The organism is Acidovorax sp. K2F (assembly GCF_025246485.1).
GTDB lineage: Bacteria > Pseudomonadota > Gammaproteobacteria > Burkholderiales > Burkholderiaceae_C > Acidovorax > Acidovorax delafieldii.
The window spans coordinates 20,902-27,746 of record NZ_JAOBSQ010000054.1 but is presented as its reverse complement, the minus strand read 5'-3'; the positions used below and the strand labels follow the sequence as shown (position 1 = coordinate 27,746).

Below are 6,845 nucleotides of genomic sequence, written 5' to 3'. Positions count from 1 at the left end.
GCGGGCAAGCCGGGATAAAGCCAGTGTTGACTCATAAGCCCTCAGGTTATTTAGTCAAAACCTTTTATGCGATTTCGTCGCTCAATCGCGAGGCTGAAGGCTCTCCAACGGTTCGATTAGCTTCACCCACCTTTGCAGCGCAGAGATCGTTTGCAGAATCTCCGCAGTCGCATCGAAGGCTAGCTCCGGTAGGTTTTCTTGGCTCGTGGAGACTGACAACCCTGCTCCGTTGATCACAGCGTGGGCCATGCTGTGCAGACGCAGCAGAATGTCCCGAAGGCCATCCTGCCCTCGCGCATGCCCAACAATCCTGTCCAACTCCTCCACCGCGTTCAGCAGTGCTGCCGTGTCGTAGCTACTTTGCGCGCGCGTCAGCGCGGCCCGGTCCAGTCGGCCATAGGCCGTGACGATGGTGACGTCGTCCAGATCGCTCATGTGCCTGCTCCTTTCTGGCTGGCGCGCTGCGCCTCCGCGGCCGCGGCTCGCGCGCGCTTGGCCGCTTCCCGAAACTGCGACTCCTTGACCCAAGGCTCCGGTGGCCGTTTCAGGTCGAGGTGATAGTTGCCGAAACGCTTGATGCCCGAGGTCATGTACGGACTCAGGTATTCCACGTCGGCCGCAGACACCGGCTCCCCGTCGGCGTACATCTCCTGCAAAACCCGCATCATGTCCACCGTGTTCTGCAGGATCACCGACGAGGCCACCAGGTCGATGAAGCGCACCCGTTTCTGCTGCTCGTTTGGATCGTTCTCGTTGATCACGTCACCGCCGAAGTCCAGCCATTTTGTGAATGCGTGGTACGACTCGATCTTGTTCGTCGTGGCGCTGACCTCTTGGCGCATCTCCTTGCTGGAGATCCAGCGCAACAGGTAGACGGTGCGCAGCACGCGGCCGAGCTCGCGGGCCGCGGCAAAGAGCCGGTTGTGCCGCCCTTCCTGGCTGAGCTTACGCAAGAGCATCGGCGAGGCGATCCGTCCGGCCTGGATCGAGATGGCCACCTGCATGAGATCCCGCCAGTGGTCCCGGATCAGTTTCCAGTCCACAACGTCGCTGAACAGGCGGTCGACATGACGGTAACGCGTGCCTTTCTCGGGTCGGTAGAAGCGCAGATCCTTCCAGTTTCGGATGCGAGGCATCAGCTGGATACCCGCCAGGTGCGTGAAGGCGAAGACAGTTTCCGACTGACCGTGGGTGTCCGAATACACCGTGTCGGCCTGCACGCTCAAGCCCGCCTTCATCAGGCCCTCGATGACATAGACCGCTTCAAGTACCCCTGGCGGTATGAAATGGCGGAACACCGCGATGTAGTTGTCGGCCACATGCCGATAAGCCACCGCGCCCATGCGCCGGTACCGGAAATGCATGCCTACCAACAGGTTCTGGTCGTAAAAATCGTGCTGCGTGCCGTCGGCCGCTACCTTCTTGCCCTCGCCCCACAGCTTGGGCAACTCGAGGCGCAGGTACAGCTCGGTCAGATCCCGGCAGGCGTTGTCCAACTGGTCCAGGCTCATGTGGCGCTGGTTGGCATACGACAGCTGATGCGGCGTCACGCCGTTGGACAGATGGCGCGCCGCTTGGTTGGGCCCGAGATTGCAGCCCATCGCGAACACGGTCAGCAAGTAGCGCTCACGCGCGTTGCGCAGCTTGGGATCGTCGCCTGACTGCGGACCGAAGTTGCGCGTGAACCCAGTCCAGTGCTCGATGTTGGCCAGAACATCCAGTAGGTTGCGCGGCACCGTGCGATTTTCGATGGCTGCGTGCAAAGCGATGGCGGACGCCGGCACCTCGCGCGCGGCAACGCGCCGCAGGGTCGGCTCGCCGGTGCTGCCTATCACCACGTCACCCGCATGCTGCGGGAACTCCTCATCGACTTTTGCCGCCGTTTCGGTGAGCAGTTGCTTGAGACCGTCGACGAAATCAATCGCCGTCGCCGGTATGCCGATCCGGTCGCAGTACGTCGGCAGGAGCGCTTCGCACTCCTTCCAGGGAAGCAACTGTGCGCGATAGTCGGCGAAGGATTCCGAGCCTTCAATGCACACGTCGCCCGAGCGAAGATCGCCGCTCAGATAGCTGAATACGCACACCTCCAGATAGCGCCGGTTTGTCGGAGGGCCCAGCCCATGCGAACGGCGCACCAGCTTGCGCCAGCGCTCGGAGGCGAACGACAGCGTCAGGTCGTCTGCGATCCACTCGACCTTGCGGTGTTCGTTGGCCAGCACGACCTCCAGGGCATCGAGCAGATTGCGGTCCTGGGTGGCCGCCTCAAAACGCAGTGCCTTCGCCATCCGGAACATCGCCGCGCGCCAGCTGCTGAAGGCCTTCCAGATCAACGGCAGGTGGTTGCCGCCGCTCCACACGCGGATGGCCTCGCAGTCCATCCTCAGTTGGTCCAGGTTGCCGTGCGGAGCGAGCAGATCGCGCACGCGTTGCCCGGTACTCGCGTCATCCAGGTTTTCGGCGAGGATCTCCAGCACCTGCTCCAGCGTGGCGACCAGCTCCTCGCTCAGCTCACGCTGGCGTGCCTGGATCACCTGCAGTTCCTCCTTGGCGCTCTTGTGGATGGCTCCAATACGGCGAATGAACATTTCGGCCACGTCGTCGCGCGCCCTCACGCGCATCTGACGAATCAAGGCCAGGATCAGCGTGTAGCGCTTGGCAGGCAGCAGATCCTTCATGTCGCCCGCGTCGAGCGCCGCTGCCATGTCGGCCATGTGCTTGAGTTTGGTCGCCGGCACGCCGTCGAGCAACGCATCACTGTCGGGCAAGGACTCAAGCCAGGTCAACTGGTCCAGCAGCAAATCGAGATGCTTGCGCGAGGCTTTTTTTGCCGACCTCTTGATTTGGTTGTACAGCGTGCGCCGAGCAGGAAGCTCGGCAGCCAGCAATCGATCAAGCCAGTTTCGCTGAGCCAGGGTCAGGCGTTGGGTGATTCGCTTGTGCAAGGCAGATTCGGCAGCTGAATGCGCCTGCTCGGCTATTTCGTCGAGTGTGCGGAAGACCGGCAGCTCGTAGCCCAATCGCACCAATTCCTCGATCGTGATGTTGATGATGTCGACGCGGGTTTCCACGATGCCGGCCGCCTGCTGGGCGATCTGGATGGTCAGCTTGCGTGTCTGCCCATCGGTGTAGGGCTTCACGCCGAGCAGTTCGCGTATCGCTTTGTGGTGGCGATACAGCGTGGCCAGCGATGCGAACTCGATCCTCTCGGTCGGTGCCATGCCCAAAGTGGCTGAAACATGCTCGACGAGCTCGACAGGAATGGCTTCGAGCGCCGGAAAGTGACGCAGGAACTCGAAGCATTTGAGCAGCACGAGCAACGCCAGGCGACGCTCCAGCGTTCGCGAATTTCGCTGCGCCCACTCGATTTCCTCGGGCCTCGGCGTGAACGACGCCTGCAGATCCTTGAGCGTCAGGGTCCTCGGAAACCGCGGGTATGCCGTGCGTTCGATGCTGGCCATGCGAAAGTCCTGATAGGGATGCACACAGGCGTGCAGCGTACCTGATGCGGTAGAGGCAGGCACTTGATGACAGAACCGTAATCATTCGGTCAGAGCGGCGCCGCCGCCGCCTTCATACAGTCCATTGCACCGAAAGGGATGAACCGCAGCACCGTCGGACTCACCTCGGCCGGAGAACCCAACCGCACTCTTCACCAAAGGACCCCAAATGAAGCGCTCTCTCAAGTCCCCCCTGGCACTTGCCATCCTGCTGACCGCGATCGCAGGCCCCGTCTTCGCCGGCAACTATGCCGAGGGCGACCCTCGGCCTGCGCCCCTGACCGCTTCCGCGAGCCGTGCGGCCGTCACGGCCGATACGCAGCGCTGGCTCCAGACCGCGCCGGACCAGGGCTATCCCCAGGGCAATCCGCGTGCGATCGTCGGCGTCTCGGGCAACAGCCGTGCGGCGGTGCAAGCCGACACGATGATCTGGATGCGATCTGGCCTGGCTGCCGCGCAACTGGGAGAGACCGGCGCCGACCTCTCGCGGCCCGTCTATCAACGAGCCGCGGCCGACTACGCACGGCGGCGCGCCAGTCCCGAGTTCGCCGCGCTGGTGGAAGACATCAAGCACAAGGGCGTGACGGCCACCACAGGGTCCGTCCGCAAGCTCGACTGAGAACCTGATTCGAGGCCGCCATTGCTGCGATCGACCGCGGCAGCGCAATGTGACCAATTCGGTCCTCGCCGGACAACAGGGGGTCGGCCACATGCGCTGCCGCCAGCCAAACGGTGAAGGATCCACATGTATGAAAAAATACGCTGTTTGCTCTTCGACATTGATGTTGGCCCTTGCCATCGCAACGCAAGCGGCTGGCGCTGCGCCGATCGACGCCAACATTCAGACAGCACGGACTGCAAGTTCGTACGTCAGGCCGATTGGTGGCGAATCCTATTCGTCCGGTCAGGTCCAGCGCATCGATTGGGACCAGGGCAAAGTGCTGATCGCGCATGGCCCCATCGAGAACCTCGGCATGCCCGGCATGACCATGCTCTTTCGCGTGTCAGAGCGCTCGCAACTCAAAAACCTGAGCACCGGCGACAAGGTCCGGTTCAAGGCCGAAAAGACCAACGGCACGCTGTTCATCGTGGAGATCGTGCGGCAATAGTCCGCGACCAGGCCCAAAGCATGGGGGAGCCCACAACGGCACACGAAATGGCGCACGGCTCAAGCAGCCGGACCAATTGACACCTGCCAAGTCCCCGTATAATGTCGCATCGACACAAACAACGTCGTTTCAATCAAGAGTTCATCGTGACAACCTGCGCCCGCGCCATCCGCAAAGTTGCTGCCGCTTCGGGCGTTGGCACGGGAGGCGCCGTGGCCGCGGCTGTCGCTGCGCCGCATGCGGGTCATGCGGGCGACTTGAATGAACGACGCGACAACCTGCGTGGTCGGCGCGCGGGCACATGGAGATGAGAACTTTGCGCTCACTCCGGCATCCGGTCATCCGCATGATGATCGGCGTTCTGTTGTTCGCGCAAATGGCCATTGCGGCGTACGCTTGCCCGAACCTGACCATGCCTGTGGGCGCAGGCACGCAGTCGCGGGTGCAAGCTGCGGTTCCTGCGGATGCCGATCGCTTGGAACAATCCGGTCCGATGATGGTGAGCGACGCCTCACGAACCATGCCGGCGGACTGCGGCGAAGTCGATCCCCAGGCTGCCAACCTCTGCGCCGAGCATTGCAAACAGGGTCAGCAAAGCGCCGACCACACCCCGAGTCCGGCCGTTGCACCGGCGCTTCTCACGGCGCTGTACAGCGTCACGCTGTCCACAGCGACGCCCACTGCCGAGGCTGCCTATTACGCGCCCGGATTGCTCCTGCAGGCGGCGGCCCCACCGCACGCGATAGTGCACTGCTGCCTGCGAACCTGATCTCCCTCGAATAGCGAGCTGAGCCTGGGCCTGCGGCCTATGCTTGTCGCGCCGGTTCGGCCTCTCGACGCTTGCCTATGGCATGGCGACAGAGGGCCGAAGAACGACGCCCCTCATTGTTTGGAGATTGGTTCATGTTTCACAATCAAGCTGCCTTTGCACCGCGGAGCCGGCCGGCGATCCGCCAATCCTTGGCGGGCGTGCTGCTCGCCATGGCGCTCGGCGCCAGCGTGTACGCTCAGACGCCAGGTGCCGGTGCTCTGGCACTGCCGGACGCGCTGCGCCTGGCGCAAGACCGTTCGCAGCAGTTGGTGGCCCAGGATGCCCTCGCGACGGCGTCCCGCGAAATGGCCGTTGCCGCCGGCCAGCGGCCCGATCCCGTGCTGCGCGCGGGCATCAGCAATCTGCCGGTGAACGGCGAAGACCGCTTCAGCCTGACGCGCGACTTCATGACCATGCGTTCCGTGGGCGTGATGCAGGAGTTCACGCGCAGCGACAAGTTGAGCGCGCGCTCGGCGCGCTACGAGAAGGAAGCCGAAGCGGCCGACGCCGGCCGCACCCTGGCGCTGACGAAACTGCAAGCTGGCGCTGCGGCCGCCTGGCTGGATCGCTATTTTCAGGAGCGCGCGCGCGAGGTGCTGTCGCAACAGCGCGACGAGGCGAAGCTGCAGATCGAGGCGGCAGATGCCGTCTACCGCGGCGGCAAAGGCAATCAGGCCGACGTCTTCGCGGCCCGCTCGGCGGTGGCGCAAATCGAGGACCGCATCGTCCAGGCGGATCGCCAGATCGCGACCGCCACGACCGCGCTCGCGCGCTGGGTCGGCGCACCGGCCACCTCACCCTTGGGGCCGTTGCCGACGATCGACCAGGTTCCCCTTTCTCCCCAGGACCTTGAGTCGCGGCTGGCGCACCACCCGCAGATTCAGCTGATGCTCAAGCAGGAGGAAACGGCGCAGGCCGAGGCGCAGATGGCGCGCGCCAACAAGAAGTCGGACTGGACGGTGGAGCTGATGTACAGCCAGCGCGGTTCGGCTTATTCCAACATGGTGTCGGTCAACCTGTCGGTGCCGTTGCAGTGGGACCAGAAGAACCGGCAGGACCGCGAGCTGTCCGCCAAGCTGGCCATGGTCGAGCGCATGCGCGCCGAACGCGAGGAAGCGACCCGCAGCCACGTGTCCGAGGCGATGGCGATGCTGCAGGAATGGCAAAGCGATCGCGAGCGCCTGGCCCGCTACGACAACTCGCTCATTCCCCTGGCCGCCGAGCGGACACGGGCGGCGATTGCCGCCTACCGAGGCGGCGTGGCGCCGCTCTACGGGGTCCTCGAAGCGCGCCGCAACGAGATCGATGTCCGGATGGAACGCATCCGCCTCGAAATGGAGGCCGCGCGCCTGTGGGCGCAGCTGAACTACTTGATCCCCGAAGGCCATGTGGCGACCGCCACCGTGCCTTGAAGTCCTGAACACCGGA

The 6,845-nt window shown here is 63.7% G+C and carries 6 protein-coding genes; 4 read left to right on the top strand and 2 right to left on the bottom strand.

What is annotated here, in order from left to right:
- Window positions 1–81 precede the first annotated feature (81 nt).
- Entirely contained in the window at window positions 82–435 is a 354-nt protein-coding gene (gene tnpC / locus N4G42_RS21335) for a Tn3 family transposase post-transcriptional regulator TnpC (protein ID WP_260668641.1), read from the bottom strand.
- On the bottom strand, window positions 432–3,458 hold the full coding sequence (locus N4G42_RS21330; RefSeq protein ID WP_260668640.1) for a Tn3 family transposase: 3,027 nt from the start codon (window positions 3,456–3,458) through the stop codon (window positions 432–434). The genes tnpC and N4G42_RS21330 overlap by 4 nt, the downstream gene beginning before the upstream one ends.
- A 208-nt stretch (window positions 3,459–3,666) precedes the next feature.
- On the opposite strand from N4G42_RS21330, the gene N4G42_RS21325 reads away from it, so the two are divergent.
- From N4G42_RS21325 to N4G42_RS21310, 4 genes are all read left to right on the top strand, one after another.
- Window positions 3,667–4,116 (top strand): hypothetical protein, encoded by a 450-nt coding sequence (locus tag N4G42_RS21325; protein WP_260668639.1) that lies wholly within the window; start codon window positions 3,667–3,669, stop codon window positions 4,114–4,116.
- A gap of 130 nt (window positions 4,117–4,246) precedes the next feature.
- Window positions 4,247–4,606 (top strand): copper-binding protein, encoded by a 360-nt coding sequence (locus tag N4G42_RS21320; RefSeq protein WP_260668638.1) that lies wholly within the window; start codon window positions 4,247–4,249, stop codon window positions 4,604–4,606.
- A gap of 346 nt (window positions 4,607–4,952) precedes the next feature.
- Entirely contained in the window at window positions 4,953–5,375 is a 423-nt protein-coding gene (locus tag N4G42_RS21315; protein WP_260668637.1) for a hypothetical protein, read from the top strand.
- A 116-nt stretch (window positions 5,376–5,491) separates the two neighbouring features.
- Window positions 5,492–6,829, top strand: a complete 1,338-nt coding sequence (locus N4G42_RS21310; protein WP_409557855.1) for a TolC family protein — start codon at window positions 5,492–5,494, stop codon at window positions 6,827–6,829.
- Window positions 6,830–6,845 lie beyond the last annotated feature (16 nt).